16 protein-coding genes are annotated in these 14,108 nt (G+C 56.0%); 9 read left to right on the forward strand and 7 right to left on the reverse strand.

Annotated elements, in window-relative coordinates; all coding sequences use genetic code 11:
* Window positions 1–14: 14 nt before the first annotated feature.
* From GOW16_RS08600 to GOW16_RS08610, 3 genes are read right to left on the reverse strand one after another with little or no spacing between them, the layout of a single operon-like run.
* On the reverse strand, window positions 15–539 hold the full coding sequence (locus GOW16_RS08600) for a gamma carbonic anhydrase family protein (RefSeq protein WP_170413218.1): 525 nt from the start codon (window positions 537–539) through the stop codon (window positions 15–17).
* Window positions 536–1,177, reverse strand: a complete 642-nt coding sequence (gmk, locus tag GOW16_RS08605) for a guanylate kinase (RefSeq protein WP_170413222.1) — start codon at window positions 1,175–1,177, stop codon at window positions 536–538. Before gmk ends, GOW16_RS08600 begins: the two co-directional genes overlap by 4 nt.
* A 16-nt stretch (window positions 1,178–1,193) precedes the next feature.
* Window positions 1,194–2,084 carry a YicC/YloC family endoribonuclease gene (locus GOW16_RS08610; RefSeq protein WP_170413226.1) on the reverse strand — a complete coding sequence of 297 codons (891 nt, stop codon included), beginning with the start codon at window positions 2,082–2,084 and terminating at the stop codon, window positions 1,194–1,196.
* Between the two features lie 299 nt (window positions 2,085–2,383).
* Here GOW16_RS08610 and GOW16_RS08615 point away from each other — a divergent pair, with 299 nt between their 5' ends.
* The 3 genes from GOW16_RS08615 to GOW16_RS08625 all read left to right on the forward strand — a co-directional run bounded on the left by GOW16_RS08615 (window position 2,384) and on the right by GOW16_RS08625 (window position 4,842).
* Window positions 2,384–3,004 (forward strand): PAS domain-containing protein, encoded by a 621-nt coding sequence (locus GOW16_RS08615; RefSeq protein ID WP_254429718.1) that lies wholly within the window; start codon window positions 2,384–2,386, stop codon window positions 3,002–3,004.
* Between the two features lie 295 nt (window positions 3,005–3,299).
* On the forward strand, window positions 3,300–3,554 hold the full coding sequence (locus GOW16_RS08620; RefSeq protein ID WP_254429719.1) for an ArsR/SmtB family transcription factor: 255 nt from the start codon (window positions 3,300–3,302) through the stop codon (window positions 3,552–3,554).
* Between the two features lie 79 nt (window positions 3,555–3,633).
* Complete coding sequence (locus GOW16_RS08625) at window positions 3,634–4,842, forward strand: oxidoreductase (protein ID WP_170413235.1); 1,209 nt, start codon at window positions 3,634–3,636, stop codon at window positions 4,840–4,842.
* Between the two features lie 215 nt (window positions 4,843–5,057).
* Here the strand turns inward: GOW16_RS08625 and GOW16_RS08630 are convergent, their stop codons facing one another.
* Window positions 5,058–6,428 carry a class II 3-deoxy-7-phosphoheptulonate synthase gene (locus tag GOW16_RS08630; protein WP_170413238.1) on the reverse strand — a complete coding sequence of 457 codons (1,371 nt, stop codon included), beginning with the start codon at window positions 6,426–6,428 and terminating at the stop codon, window positions 5,058–5,060.
* A gap of 169 nt (window positions 6,429–6,597) precedes the next feature.
* On the opposite strand from GOW16_RS08630, the gene GOW16_RS08635 reads away from it, so the two are divergent.
* Entirely contained in the window at window positions 6,598–7,602 is a 1,005-nt protein-coding gene (locus tag GOW16_RS08635) for a GlxA family transcriptional regulator (RefSeq protein ID WP_170413241.1), read from the forward strand.
* 5 nt (window positions 7,603–7,607) lie between these two features.
* Here the strand turns inward: GOW16_RS08635 and GOW16_RS08640 are convergent, their stop codons facing one another.
* Window positions 7,608–8,015 carry a hypothetical protein gene (locus GOW16_RS08640; protein WP_170413244.1) on the reverse strand — a complete coding sequence of 136 codons (408 nt, stop codon included), beginning with the start codon at window positions 8,013–8,015 and terminating at the stop codon, window positions 7,608–7,610.
* 32 nt (window positions 8,016–8,047) lie between these two features.
* The gene (locus GOW16_RS08645; protein ID WP_170413247.1) at window positions 8,048–9,145 is read right to left on the reverse strand and encodes a PQQ-dependent sugar dehydrogenase; all 1,098 of its coding nucleotides are present in this window, start codon (window positions 9,143–9,145) and stop codon (window positions 8,048–8,050) included.
* 153 nt (window positions 9,146–9,298) lie between these two features.
* Between GOW16_RS08645 and GOW16_RS08650 the strand changes: the two genes are divergently transcribed.
* From GOW16_RS08650 to GOW16_RS08665, 4 genes are all read left to right on the forward strand, one after another.
* Window positions 9,299–10,480 (forward strand): ABC transporter substrate-binding protein, encoded by a 1,182-nt coding sequence (locus GOW16_RS08650; RefSeq protein WP_170413251.1) that lies wholly within the window; start codon window positions 9,299–9,301, stop codon window positions 10,478–10,480.
* 126 nt (window positions 10,481–10,606) lie between these two features.
* Window positions 10,607–11,395, forward strand: coding sequence for an ABC transporter ATP-binding protein (locus tag GOW16_RS08655; protein WP_170413254.1), 789 nt, complete (start codon window positions 10,607–10,609; stop codon window positions 11,393–11,395).
* Complete coding sequence (locus GOW16_RS08660) at window positions 11,392–12,222, forward strand: ABC transporter ATP-binding protein (protein ID WP_170413257.1); 831 nt, start codon at window positions 11,392–11,394, stop codon at window positions 12,220–12,222. Before GOW16_RS08655 ends, GOW16_RS08660 begins: the two co-directional genes overlap by 4 nt.
* Before the next feature lie 136 nt (window positions 12,223–12,358).
* Window positions 12,359–12,607 carry a hypothetical protein gene (locus GOW16_RS08665; protein WP_170413261.1) on the forward strand — a complete coding sequence of 83 codons (249 nt, stop codon included), beginning with the start codon at window positions 12,359–12,361 and terminating at the stop codon, window positions 12,605–12,607.
* 70 nt (window positions 12,608–12,677) lie between these two features.
* Here the strand turns inward: GOW16_RS08665 and GOW16_RS08670 are convergent, their stop codons facing one another.
* Window positions 12,678–13,028, reverse strand: coding sequence for a hypothetical protein (locus GOW16_RS08670; RefSeq protein WP_170413264.1), 351 nt, complete (start codon window positions 13,026–13,028; stop codon window positions 12,678–12,680).
* Between the two features lie 536 nt (window positions 13,029–13,564).
* On the opposite strand from GOW16_RS08670, the gene GOW16_RS08675 reads away from it, so the two are divergent.
* Window positions 13,565–13,939, forward strand: a complete 375-nt coding sequence (locus tag GOW16_RS08675) for a hypothetical protein (protein WP_170413267.1) — start codon at window positions 13,565–13,567, stop codon at window positions 13,937–13,939.
* Window positions 13,940–14,108 lie beyond the last annotated feature (169 nt).

Consider the following 14,108-nt stretch of genomic DNA (forward strand, 5'->3'; position numbering starts at 1 on the left):
GGTTTGGAAGCGGCCTAAAGCAAATGTTTCAAAGTTTTGCGAAACTGACGCATATTCTGCTGATAATGCAGCGCACTGAAGGTGATCCTTTGCGCCGCAGCCTCATCAAGTTCCCGCACAACCTTGCCCGGTGACCCCATGACCAAGGAATTGTCAGGGATTTCCTTGCCCTCGGTGATCAGCGCCCCTGCCCCGATCAAGCAGTTCTTCCCGATCTTTGCACCGTTCAGAACGATTGCCCCCATCCCGATCAGCGTGTTTTCCCCGATCGTGCAGCCATGCAGCATGACTTTGTGCCCGATGGTGCAGTTCTTACCGATGGTCAGCGGATAGCCAGCGTCGATATGCATGACGCAGTTTTCCTGAACGTTACTGCCCTCACCCACGCGGATCTCTTCGTGATCAGCGCGGATTGTGCAGCCGAACCAGACCGAGGCCCCCTGCTCCAGCACGACCTTGCCGATCAGGTTGGCGTCCGGTGCGACCCAGGTGTCTTCATGGATTTGCGGTGCGTTTTCACCCAAGGCGTAGATTGTCATGCCAGGCCCTCAAATTCGTTTTGCAATGTGCGGACGTGGTTCTGCAGGCTGGGCTGCTGGATTCGGCGCATGCGTTCAGCGCTGACGATGGTTTTCAACTTTTCCTCGGTGGCATCCAGATCGTCATTGATCAAAACGTAGTCATAATAGCCCCAGTGGCTGATCTCATCCCAGCTTTTCAACATCCGCTTGGCGATCACGTCCTCACTGTCCTGACCCCGGCTTTCCAGCCTGCGACGCAGTTCAGGAATGGACGGGGGCAGGATAAAGATCGACAGGGCGTGCTTACCCAGATCCGAATTGCGGATCTGCACCTCACCCTGCCAGTCCACATCAAACAGCACGTCTTTACCGCTGTTGATGGATTCACGCACCGGGCCTGCAGGTGACCCATAGAAATTGCCGAACACGTGCGCGTGTTCCAGCATCTGCCCTTCGGACACCTGCTGCCGAAAGGCATCCTCGCTCAGGAAGTAGTATTCGCGCCCGTCTTGCTCACCCGGACGTGGCGCACGAGTCGTAGCCGAGACGGAAAACTCCAGCTCAGAATCCCACTGCATCAGCCGCTTGGCCAAAGTCGATTTACCAGCCCCCGATGGCGAGGACAGAATGATTAATAGGCCGCGTCGATCCACCATTTGGGCGCTCCTGTGGTTACTCTACGTTCTGCACTTGCTCGCGCATCTGATCGATTACGGCCTTCAACTCAAGGCCTACCGCTGTCAGGTCCGCGCTTTGGGCTTTCGAGCACAAGGTGTTGGCCTCGCGGTTGAACTCCTGCATCAGGAAATCCAGCTTGCGCCCGACCGGCGCATCCTGCGCCAGCAGATCCCGCGCTGCCGCAACATGCGCTTTCAAGCGGTCGATCTCTTCGGTAATGTCAGCCTTGACCGCGATCAGCGCTAGTTCCTGCGCAACGCGGTCGGGATCGGCCCCCTGCGCGTTATCCAACACCCGCGCCAGATTGTCCCGCAGCGCCTCGGCCATCTTGTCCTTGCGCTGCTCGGCCAGGTCCGCTGCCTGAGCGGTCAAGGTGGCCACCTGGCACAGTTGTTCGTCCAGAACGGTCGCCAGCGCCTGGCCCTCGGACTGGCGCATTTCGATAAAGTCGCTCAGCAGACTGCCGAACTCAGCCGTTAGCTGACCAACCAAAGGACCGGGATCGTCAACATCGCTGCCCGCATCCAACATACCCTTGAGCGAGATCAGATCAGCGGCCGTCGCAGGTCCAAGCGTTACGTCGCGCGCGATGGCCATTTCCTGCGTCCGCGCGACGGCCTCAAGAACGGCACCCATGGCTGCTTCGTTCAGAACAAGGTCTGGCTGCGTCTCATCGCGGCTGATGCGCAGGGACAGGGTCACATTACCCCGGCTCAGCTGTTTCGAAATCGCGGCGCGCAACGCGGCCTCAAGGCCTGTCAACCAATCTGGAACGCGCAGGCGCATGTCCAGCCCCTTGCCGTTTACACTGCGCAATTCCCACGTCCAGCTATGCGGCCCAAACGCCCCTTTGCCCGAGGCGAAACCCGTCATGGATTTGATCATGCCTGCCCTTTCCGTAGCTGCCCGTTTTCAGTTCGCTGGGCGCACCTAATGCGAACTGCGCGTACAGGGCAAGAGTTTGCTGACTCTGCCTTTGTCCGCCAGACGTTAACCATTCGTTAAAGATTTGCTCCAAAATTGAATTAACCCGCGTCAATCTTATACCTGCGAACGCTGGTCTCCGCGGAGTGTTCCCGGTAGTTCGCACTTTAGGAAAATGACGGTCGATAGACGCCAGGGTGATAGTGATGAGAACCTTTTTCGGGAACGGTTTCGGGTCAAGTTGTGGAAAGATCGTCGCAATGGATCGTTTTGATAGCGGGCGCAGCCTTTCGCCCATCCGGCAGGCCGAGGCATATTGGACCGCACTTCTGACAGGTGACAGCGTTCCCATGCGGTCGCAAATCGACCCGCGCGGACTTGAGAACATTCTGGAATATACTTTCGTTCTGGAACGCATTGCCCCCGGCCTGGCCAGGTTCCGTCTGGCCGGAAGCCATTTGAACAAGCTGGCCGGGATGGAAGTGCGTGGCATGCCGCTGACCTCTTTTTTTGATCCCGCGGCGCGAGATCAGATCAAGGCCGTTTCCGAACAAGTCTTCGCCGAACCTGCAATTGCCAATCTTCACCTTGAATCATCGGGGCGGTTGGGACGTGTGCAACTGCAGGCCCGCATGCTTCTGCTGCCGCTGAAAAGCGATCTGGGTGATGTCAGCCGTATTCTCGGGGTGATGGTCAGCGACGGCGCAATCGGCGCAACACCCAGACGGTTCACGATCACAGAAACCAATCTGCGCCCGGTGACGGATGTGCGGGTGCCACAGAACCAACCGCAGCAAGTCGAGGTTGGTTTCGCCGAAGAACAGGATAAATTTGATCGCCCCGGCTCCCATCTGCGGCTGGTCGTGTCGCGGGACGACTGAGTCGGAAAGCTAAGAACGGCAGGCCAATAAGGCCCACCCCAAGCTGAAATTGCTGAAACGAGGATCCGGCCATGTCCCATCCAGAAATTCTTGTGTTTCGAGAAGTGGACTTCCAACTATTTTGGTCAGATGTCCACGCAGATCTCTTTGCGGGCCTAAATTGAGGAGAATTCAAGTGTGATCTTGAGCATTCCTGCAATGGTTTCTTGACCCCACGCTTAATATCGAGATATTTCGAATTATGGACTTAGAGAGATCGATAGCAGCGCTGAATAATCCGATCAGGAGGAAGATTTTGGAATGGCTCAAAGACCGCTCAAACTTTCCGCCAGCATTGCCCGAACATGATGGATTGGATGGTGTTTGCGTAGGTTATATCCAGGAAAAAGCCCAGCTATCTCAATCCACAATATCGAACTACATGGGGTTGCTGAAACAGACGGGTTTCGTGATCGCCGAACGCCATGGTCAGTGGACGTTTTATCGGCGTGACGAGGAAAACATCCAGGCTTTCCTAACCGCATTCCAAGACGAACTCCTGAAGACGTAGTGCGGGCTTGCTATTCTTCGAAGGTGACAAAGGTCCACAAGTAAAACGATAAATCGAAATATAGCGAAACGATGATGGCATGGCCCAAGAAGATCAAAACGCAAAGGCAACCTTAGGGCAATCCCTGACTCTGCCATGCGGTGGGCAGTTAAAGAACCGGTTGGTCAAGTCAGCAATGTCGGACAGCCTCGGAGATGGCGAGGGAAATGCCACCAACGCTCAGATACGGCTCTATGAACGATGGGCAGAAGGTGGCGCAGCTTTAAGCGTTATCGGCGAGGTGCAAGCAACGCCACTGTTCCCGGAGAAGCCTGGAAACCTTGTTCTCGCGCCGGACGCCGATTTGGAAGCACTGTCGAAACTTGCCTCGCGGGGATCAGCCAATGGTGCACAAATCTGGCCCCAGCTTGGTCACGCTGGCGCTCTCTCACACCGGCCGATAAGCAGGCCCAAAGGACCATCCCCTCTGAGTGTAGAGGGGTTGAAATGCGAAGGGATGACGGTTGCCGATATCGAGGAGTTACCCGGCACCTTCGCGCAGGCAGCAATTCTTGCGCAGGAAGCAGGGTTTGGTGGTGTGCAGCTACATGCCGGTCATGGCTTCCTGTTTAGCCAGTTTCTCTCCCCATTATTCAATCAGAGAAAAGACAACTACGGCGGTTCCGTTGCCAATCGCTTCCGAGTTATCGGCGAGACAATTGATTCTGTGCGGCGAGCTGTTGGACCTGCTTTTCCCGTCGGCATCAGGATCAATGCAACGGATAAATTGGTTGGCGGTCTGACCGAAGAAGAGGCGCTTGAAGTTGTCGAGTTGCTTGCCAAAGCATCGATTGACCTGATCGACGTGAGTGGAGGTACCTACTTCCCTGGCGCACCCTCCAGTTCCGAAGGCACTTCTTCTTCTTCGGGCCCGTATTTCCTTGATTTTGCCAGACGCGCAAAGGCGATCACAACTATCCCGATCATGCTGACAGGCGGGTTCAAAAACCGGAAAGAAGCAGTTTCCGCTATCGAGACCGGTGCCGCAGACGCTGTCGGCTTGGCTCGATCAATGGCTCTTAACCCATCGCTTGCAAAAACGTGGCTGGGTGGAACCGGCATTGACCCAGATTTTCCTCGGTTCGAGACAACAACGCCGGGTGGCGTCACTGCATGGTATTCAATGCGGCTGACGGCAATTGGAGGAGATGCTGAAGCAGATTTCGAGAAAAGCCTCGAGGAAGCATTGGCAGACTACGAAAAGCGGGATGCAGAACGTTGTGTCAGGTGGCAAAAACGGTTCACATAATCAAAGCTACTGAACGACAGAACTTTCCGCAAAGCGGTTGATGATCGGCGTCTTGCGACTGTCCGGTTTTCAGGATTGGGGAAAACTCTCGAAGCAATCTTCGAGACAAAACGCTCGGTAACAACCCGCCGACAAAGCTATGGCTCGTGTCGTTTCAACATTTACTGCATAGGCAGGCCAACGTGGCCTGCCTTTTCCTTTTACGCTCAATGATCCTAGCTGGCCGCGCGTTTGCTTCCATTGCGACGCAGGTTGGTCAGCTCTTCCGCGACCAGGAACGCCAGCTCCAAAGACTGCGTTGCATTCAGACGCGGATCGCACGCTGTGTGGTAGCGATCCGACAGGTCCTCTTCGGTCACTGCCCGCACGCCGCCGGTGCATTCGGTGACGTCCAGACCGGTCATCTCAAAATGCACACCGCCGGGGATCGTCCCCTCAGCCTGATGAACGCCAAAGAAATCGCGCACTTCACGCAGGACCGAGTCGAAGGGCCGGGTTTTATAACCGGTGGCCGATTTGATCGTGTTGCCATGCATCGGGTCGCAGACCCAGGTGACGTTGGCGCCCTCTTCCTTAACGGCTTTGATCAGACGTGGCAGGTGCTCACCTACATTGCCGGCACCAAATCGGGCGATCAGGGTCAGACGGCCCTCTTCGTTTTCCGGGTTCAGCTTGGACATAAGAACTTTGAGGTCTTCGGCCGTTGTAGTCGGGCCACATTTCAGACCGATCGGATTCAACACGCCACTGCAGAATTCGACATGCGCGCCGTCCGGTTGCCGCGTGCGGTCGCCGATCCAGATCATGTGGCCGGACCCAGCCAGCCAGTTACCTGAAGTCGAATCGAGACGGGTCAGCGCCTCTTCATATTCCAGCAGCAGACCTTCGTGGCTGGTGTAGAACTCCACCGTTGAGAACTCATGCGTAGTGTCCGCCGTGATCCCGGCGGCATTCATGAAGTCGATGGTGTCCTGAATGCGGTCTGCAATTTCGGAATATTTCTGAACGTCCTGCTCATCTGTGAAACCCAAAGTCCACGAATGCACCATGCTCATATCGGCAAAACCGCCGGTCGAGAAAGCGCGCAGCAGGTTCAAAGTCGCGGCGGCCTGCGTGTAGGCCTGCAGCATCTTGCCGGGATTCGGAATACGGGCTTCGGGCGTGAAGGCCAGTTCGTTGATGATGTCACCGCGATAGCTGGGCAGCTCGACACCGTTCAGAACTTCGGTCGGTGCGCTGCGCGGCTTGGCGAACTGGCCCGCCATACGGCCAACTTTGACCACGGGCACCTTGGCACCATAGGTCAAAACCATCGCCATCTGCAGCATCACCTTAAAGGTGTCGCGAATTGCATCCGCGCTGAATTGCTCAAAGCTTTCAGCACAGTCCCCGCCCTGCAATAGGAATGCCTCGCCGCGACCGGCGGCGCCAAGATGTTGCTTGAGACGCCGCGCTTCGCCAGCAAAGACCAGCGGGGGATACTGTGAAAGCTGAGCCTCGACTTTGGCCAGCGCGGCCGCGTCGGTATAATCTGGCATCTGAACCCGGGGCTTGTTGCGCCAGTTCGTTTTTTGCCATTCGGTCATAGCTTTGATCTCCGCTGAAGTAGTCAGGTCGTCTCTATACAAAATGCATTGAAGACTGACCATATGCGATTTGAACCTCTTGACGGCGCAAACAAGCTTTGATCATGGTGGCTGGCAACACCGACGCCGGACGCAACGTTACAACGCGCCGAATCAAGGACACCAAGCCATGCAAGAGCAACGCCAAGTTGTCACAGTGGAAGGCACTGAGGCCAATCCTCGCCATTTTGTCTTTGTCCTTTTGGACAAATTTTCCCTGCTGTCTTTTGCCTCGGCACTGGACAGTCTGAGGATTGCAAACCGCATGGCGGATAAGCAGCTCTATACGTGGACGCTTGCAGGTGAAAGTGGCGAAACCGTCAGTTGCTCGGCCGGAACCACATTCAAACTGGATTCCGATTTGAATGAACTGCAGCGTGACGACGTCGTTCTGATCTGCGGCGGCGTGGACGTTCAGTTGGCGACTACCAAGAAAGTTCTGAACTGGGTCCGCCGCGAAGCGCGTCGCGGGTTGCGGATCGGTGGCTTGTGTACTGCGGCTTATACATTGGCTAAGGCTGGGTTACTGGACGGTAAACGCGCGACGATCCACTGGGAAAACTCGGACAGTTTTATCGAAGAGTTCGACGAGGTTGAGCTGACAAAATCCGTGTTTCAGATCGATGGCAACCGTATGACAACGGCGGGCGGCACGTCTTCGATCGACCTGATGCTGAAGATCATTGCCGACGATTATGGTGAGGATCTGGCGAATGCCGTTGCGGATCAGATGATCTATTCTTCCATTCGCACCGATCAGGACACACAGCGCCTATCGACCCCGACCCGAATTGGCGTGCGTCACCCCAAGCTAAGCCAGGTTATCCTGATGATGGAAAAGAACATCGAAGAACCGATCTCGCCTTCGATTCTGGCCAAGGATGTCGGAATGTCCACGCGCCAGCTGGAACGTTTGTTCCGCCGGTACCTGAGCCGGTCTCCCAAACGCTACTATATGGAGTTGCGCCTGCACAAAGCGCGCAACCTCCTGATGCAGACGGATATGAGTGTGATCAACGTGGCTTTGGCCTGCGGCTTTGCTTCGCCCAGCCATTTCTCAAAATGCTACCGGGCGCATTACAACACCACGCCCTATCGCGAGCGTGGCGCACAAAGCGGGCGGTTGTCCGTTTAAGATCTTCAGAACTTCTTCAAGAGTTCCTCAGGGCTGGTGTTAATGTAGAACTGGATAGGCACCAACCCGTCATCGCGTTGGTGAAGCAAGGCATATAGGAAGATGTAACTGTTTTTGTCGTTCCAATAGGCTCGCAATTCTTGCGAGTAGCCGTTTTCCAGTTCAACGCGTTTCACAATATCCGCGTTTGTCAGGTAATACGGGGCCACCTCACGCAATTGAATTTGGATGCGCGCAAGCTCTTGTTCAGAGTATTCGTCTGCTCCCCCCATCTCCCGGACCACATTTGCGAATTCCCGATTTTTCATCTTCTTATCGAGAATGCTTTGGTAGGCCTCATAAGATGAGAAGTTTTCCGCCAAAGCAGGCGTCGCACAAAACAACGCGACGACCAAAGTTAAAATTTGCTTCATGGAGCACCCCAATAAATTGTAACAGGAATTGACTATCTGGACGGCGATAACCTGTAAACCGCCCCCTGCCCGACCGAAATGAACCAGATCGCACCGTCAGGGGCTTCGACAATGTCACGCACACGTTCCGTTTCGGCACCTTTGATCTGCTCAACCTCGCGCAACGGTGATCCTTCAAGGCGAGCGATGTAGTCGAATTTGAGCGAGCCGACAAACACATCACCTCGCCACTCGGGCCATAATTTTCCGGAGTAGACCAACAAACCGGACGGTGCGATAGACGGGTCCCAATAATGCTCTGGCTGCTCCAGTCCGGGTTTCGAGGTGCCCTCGCCGATCTTTTGCCCGGAATAGTGGACGCCGTAGGAAATCACCGGCCAGCCATAGTTCCGGCCCGGACGGATCAGGTTCACCTCGTCACCGCCTTTCGCACCATGCTCTGAAATCCACAAGCGCCCCTGCCGGTCTAACCCGGCGCCCTGCGGATTGCGGTGACCGTATGACCAGATCTCGGGCCGAATTCCGGCTTGCCCCACAAAAGGATTGTCGGTGGGCACAGAACCATCCCGATTGATACGAATGACGGTGCCCATATGATTTGATCTGTCCTGCGCAGTCGGGCGGTCGCCACGATCGCCGATCGTCACGAACAGCGTTCCGTCCTGTGCTTCGACCACGCGCGAGCCAAAGTGCCGACTGGTCGAGCCGCCAGGAACCGCCTCGAATATGACCCGCACGTTGTTCAACCGGCTCCCGTTTTCGGACAGACGTGCCACGGCAACCGCTGTTCCGGCGCCGCCGCTCTGAGGTTTGGAGAAGGTTAGAAATACTTCGCGGCTTCGTACAAAATCCCGCGCCACAGTGATGTCCAGTAACCCGCCCTGCCCGTTCGCAGCGACTTTGGGCACACCGGCAACGCGTTTAGCCTTGCCTTTCGAGACAAACAAAAGCTCTCCGTCCCGCTCAGTCACCAAAATCCCACCATCAGGCAAAAGCCCAATCGCCCAAGGTGCGTCTAACCCCTCGACCATAGACGTGACTTGCACCGTCCCGGCTGAGGTTTGCAGGGTATCGGCGCCGATCGGGCCAGCAAAAACCGACAGGACCAGAATCGCGGCAGCTCTGAACATGAGAATCTCCAACTCCGGCAAAACGTGACAAGCTCATCAAAACAAATAGGTTTATTCTTGGCAAAAACACATTTGCGTTAGGACTTTTCTTTTCCAGACAGCTTGCCTAGGGTCTTGCCCAGAACGAATACGTTCCAATTAGGGAGTAACCATATGAAAAAGCTGCTTACTGCAACTGCAGCATCCGCGCTGCTGGCTGGTCCGGCATTGGCCGAAGACGTCACTCTGGGCGTTCTGTTCGGGTTCACCGGCCCGATTGAATCGCTGGCACCGGCCATGGGCTCGGGTGCGGAACTGGCCATCGCCGAAGTAACCGACTCCGGCAAACTGCTGGATGGTTCCAAGGTCAGTGCATCGCGTGCCGATACCGGCTGCATCGACAATGGTCTGGCCACGTCGAACGGTGAACGCATGATCGCTGACGGCGTTGCCGGCATCATCGGCGGCGACTGCTCGGGCGTCACTGGCGCGATCCTGCAGAACGTTGCGATTCCGAATGGCATGGTCATGATCTCGCCATCTGCAACCTCGCCCGGCCTGTCGACCATGGAAGACAACGGTCTGTTCTTCCGGACCGCCCCGTCGGATGCGCGCGAAGGCGAAGTGATGGCGGACATCCTGAAAGACCGCGGCATCAACTCGATCGCACTGACCTACACCAACAACGACTACGGTAAGGGTCTGGCAGACGCGATCCAATCCTCGTTCGAAGCAGCCGGTGGTGAAGTGACCATCGTTGCCGCGCACGAAGACGGCAAGGCTGATTATTCGGCCGAAGTTGGAGCGCTGGCGTCTGCTGGTGGCGATATTCTGGTCGTTGCGGGTTACCTGGACCAGGGTGGTCTGGGCATCATTCAGTCGTCGTTGGACAGCGGCGCGTTTGACACATTCGGTCTGCCCGGCGGCATGATCGGTGACTCGTTGCCGTCCAATGTTGGCCCCGATCTGAACGGCTCGTTTGGTCAGATCGCAGGTTCCGGCGGTGAAGGTGCTGAGAAGTACTTTGCCATGGCCGAAGCCGCAGGTTTCGACGGCTCCTCGCCCTACTCGCCTGAATCCTACGACGCTGCGGCGCTGTTCATGCTGGCCATGCAGGCCGCAGGTTCGACCAACCCGGCTGAGTACGGCGCCAAGATCATGGACGTAGCAAACGCTCCGGGTGAAAAGATCTATCCGGGTGAGCTGGCCAAAGGTCTGGAGTTGCTGGCCGCAGGTCAGGACATCGACTATGTCGGCGCATCGGGTGTTGAGCTGATCGGTCCTGGCGAAAGCGCGGGTTCCTACCGTGAGATCGAAGTGACCGACGGCGAGAACAAGACCGTCAACTTCCGTTGATCCGGCGCAAAACGCCATAAAATCAAGCAGCCCGGGCCTTGTGCCCGGGCTGTTTCAGTGAAAAAAGGCCGCACCTCGGTTTCGGGGATGGGACAACAACGCCGAAAACGGCGGCAAGGGGAAAAGATGATCGTCGTCGAAGACGTGCACAAGCATTTCGGCGGGTTTCACGCGGTGGATGGGGCATCGCTGGAAATCCAAAAAGGTTCGATCACCGGTCTGATCGGGCCAAACGGAGCGGGAAAAACCACTCTGTTCAACGTGATCGCGGGCGTCCTGCCGCCGACCAGCGGCAAAGTGTTCATGGATGGTGAAGAAATCACCGGCCTGCCCCCGCATGACCTGTTTCACAAGGGTCTGCTGCGAACATTCCAGATCGCGCACGAATTCTCTTCGATGTCATGCCGTGAGAACCTGATGATGGTTCCCGGCGCACAATCCGGCGAGTCGCTGTGGAACACTTGGTTTGGCCGCAAACGGATTGCTGACGAGGAACGCGCGTTGAAGGCCAAGGCGGATGAAGTTCTGGAGTTCCTGACCATCGAACATCTGGCAGATCACAAGGCGGGTCAGGTCTCAGGCGGTCAGAAGAAACTGCTGGAACTCGGCCGCACCATGATGGTCGACGCCAAGATTGTGTTTCTGGATGAGGTCGGCGCAGGTGTGAACCGCACCCTGCTTATGACCATCGCCGACACAATTCTGCGCCTGAACAAAGAACGCGGCTACACGTTCGTCGTCATCGAGCACGATATGGATTTCATTGGCAAGATCTGCGACCCGGTCATCTGTATGGCCGAGGGCAAAGTTCTGGCCGAAGGCACTCTGGACGAGATCAAGGCGAATGAGCACGTGATCGAGGCCTACCTAGGCACTGGCCTGAAAAACAAAGACAAGCTGGAGGCCGGGGCATGAGCGACAATCCTTATCAGGATGACAAGGGCAACAAGGACGCCTCGATTACCAATACCCACGGGGTTGGCACCATGACGCCTGCGCACACGAAAAGCGGCGAAACGCATAAGGTTGAAGGCGGCCCCTTCCTGATCGGCGACACGATGACCGGCGGTTACGGCAAAGGGCCGGATATCCTGCACGACTGCACGATCGCCGTCGACAAGGGTGAGATCGCCGTGATCGTCGGCCCCAACGGCGCTGGCAAGTCCACCGCAATGAAGGCCGTTTTTGGCATGTTGGATGTCCGCTCGGGCGCGGTGCGGCTGGATGGTGAGGACATCACCAACCTCACCCCGCAGGATCGCGTGATCCGAGGTATGGGCTTTGTGCCGCAGACCTCGAACATCTTCACGTCGATGACAGTCGAAGAAAACCTCGAGATGGGTGCCTTCATCCGCCGCGACGACATCAGTCAGACGATGGAGCAGGTTTATGACCTCTTCCCCATTCTGCGCGACAAACGCAACCAACCGGCCGGAGAGTTGTCGGGCGGCCAACGCCAGCAGGTCGCCGTCGGCCGCGCTCTGATGACGCAGCCGAAGGTCCTGATGCTGGACGAACCGACCGCTGGTGTCTCGCCCATCGTGATGGATGAGCTGTTCGACCGGATCATCGAGGTGTCCCGCACCGGGTTGCCGATCCTGATGGTTGAGCAAAACGCCCGTCAGGCGCTGGAGATCGCGGACAAGGGATACGTGCTGGTTCAGGGGCGGAATGCTTATACCGGCACGGGCAAGGAACTGTTGGCTGATCCTGAGGTTCGGAAGAGTTTCTTGGGCGGGTAAGATGAAGTCCTTAGTTGCCTCGACGATCCTGGCATTGGTAGGCGAGCACGCGTTCGCTGGTGAAGTTACGAAATGTACGCTCGAATTCACATGTGCAAACACGCACCCATGTCAAACTACAAAGACAGGTAATGGCATGGATTTCGAATTTGAGAAACTGGACTCCGATCGGCTTCGAATTGATCTGGGAGGTCGTGGGCTGCCGCACCTGAAAGTGGTTCAGGTTTCTGAAGATCTTATGACAGCACATGGATGGGATGAAGACCGCTCCGCTTCGTACACGTTCAGCGTATTTGCAGACGGCATTGTCGCCTACACAACTCATGTATTTACAGGCAAAGGCATCAGTCTGACAGGACTTGGCAGGTGCAAAGTTAACAACTAGTGGTGTGATACGGAGCAGGCAGAACGCATCTCAATGGTCCTGCCTTCGCCCTTATGAGGTCGGCCTTCGACTATCCTATCGGATCACCACAAGTCCCAAAGTCCTGCGCAGCATGTGGGCCCTTGATCGACATATCATAATTCAGATTCTCAAAGTCCACGACAAAGGTAACCACATCCTTGTCCATGATGTGCAGAAACGTCAGTGAGTTCAGCCCGCCGATGATCGTGGCCTCGCCCTTGACCTCATCGGTCACAATGAACCCCTTGTCGGTTGCACCAGACCGCGCCAGCGTCACCGCGTTGCCCGTACTATCCGAGACGCAGTTCACCACGAAATCCTCACCGTTCAGAGGATCGTTCTGAGCAACCGCAATACCCGGCACTGCCAGCCCCAAAAGCAAAATCGTCACGTTTTTCATTTCTTGCCTTTCTGTTCCCCGGACCAATTGGGTTTGCGCCGCAACGTGATCCGTATTCTGTAAGTCGGGCCGCACACAGCCATGCGAGCCATAGTGAAAAACTAGGGACATCTCTCATGGATCAAAGCGTCTGACTGCGCGCATCACCTCATCTTGAGGTTGTGTGAAGCTTGCTGGCTAAAAAACCCTTTGCTTACTTGAAATCTGAGCTGCCCACGAATCTGATTGTTTCAACTCAGAAAGCCAAAGTGTCCGCAAATGTTGCAGGCAAAGTATTGAAATGTGGCGAAAATTCGGCACGCACACCGGTGTCGAAGCTGCTGAATTCCGCCGAGGCCGAATAATTCCTGAGTTTTCAATGCATAATTCCAGCCACGCTAAACAGCTTAGATTTTTGACATTCAGAATTCTGTCCCCGGACGGATCAATTCTCGCCATTTTCCCAACCTAGTGAGGCGCCGAAACCAAGCCATTCCAGAGCTGGTTCAACAACAAATCGGCCGATCTGTTGGCCAACACCTTTTAGGAGATCTTATATGAAATATCTGGCTGCTCTTGCTGCCTTGATCCTGCCCGCTGTTGCGCAGGCCACAACGCAGAAAACGCCGGGGGCTGAGTTTGTTTACGAGTGTCAGATTGAAGAAGTTTGCAAGTCCGGCAAATGTAACCCTGCAGGCACCTCTCAAACGATCACATTGAAACGTATCGAGGGTGAATCCAAAGGAACCCTGACCATTGATGGCGAGGCGGCTGAGCTGCTCGTGTACAAAGGACTTGGCGCACATGAGTTCATGCAAATCACCGGTGGAGGCAGCGTTGGCTACACTGTAAACGACGAAAACGGCGTGCTTGCGATCCGGGCAACTGGCGCCAACAGCCGTAACGAGCGCGGCACCTGCGTGATCAACTGACGGCATCTGATCCGCGCCACTGGATAGCCGAGTAACAACCGTTCAGGCGGATAAGCCCCGCCTGAGCACGCCCAAACATAACGGCACAGTCAACAGCGAACGGACCAGCGCCGACATTGTCGTTTCCGGGTCATAAATTTCCCAGTTTTACGCCAGAAAAGACGCGGGA

The sequence above is a fragment of the Ruegeria atlantica genome (assembly GCF_013033965.1).
Classification (GTDB): Bacteria; Pseudomonadota; Alphaproteobacteria; order Rhodobacterales; family Rhodobacteraceae; genus Ruegeria; species Ruegeria atlantica_D.